Origin of the sequence: Aphanothece microscopica RSMan92, assembly GCF_046613545.2 — a bacterium.
GTDB lineage: Bacteria > Cyanobacteriota > Cyanobacteriia > PCC-6307 > Cyanobiaceae > NIES-981.
In genome coordinates this window covers 1-427 of the sequence record NZ_JBKKKY020000584.1, presented here as the reverse complement: position 1 = coordinate 427, position 427 = coordinate 1, and the positions used below count along the sequence as shown (strand labels likewise).

Sequence of the window (427 nt, the reverse complement as noted above, 5' to 3'; positions counted from 1 at the left end):
GCCGATGACGGCGGCCTTTTCCACGCCCAGATGATCCAGCAGCGCCAGCGCATCCTGCGCTTCTTGAGGGACGGTGTAGGTGGCGGCACCCGTCCACTGGCTGGCGCCCCGGCCACGGTAATCCATGCGGATCAGGCGGCAGGGCGGCAGGTGGGGGATCATGTAGCCGAAATCGCCCATCGTGCGCGTGAGGCCCGGCAGGCACAGGACCGGCAGGCCGCTGCCCTGGTCGTCAAAGGCTATGCTGGCGCCGTCGCGGGCGGTGAAGGTCTGGGTCATGGGCGGTTCACAAGGGCAGGAAGGGCGGAGAGGTCGGCGATCACATGGGCGGGGCGGTGGGGCAGTCGGTCGACCGGTGCGCCCGCGCGGTTGACCCAGGCGGTGGCAAAGCCGAAGCCCGCGGCCCCTGCCGCATCCCAGCCATTGG

General features: G+C 70.5%; 1 protein-coding gene. It reads right to left on the bottom strand.

What is annotated here, in order from left to right; all coding sequences use genetic code 11:
- Positions 1-279, bottom strand: a 279-nt coding sequence (locus ACLD7X_RS19160) for an alpha/beta fold hydrolase (protein ID WP_411425265.1), incomplete at its 3' end; no start/stop codon positions are given.
- Positions 280-427 lie beyond the last annotated feature (148 nt).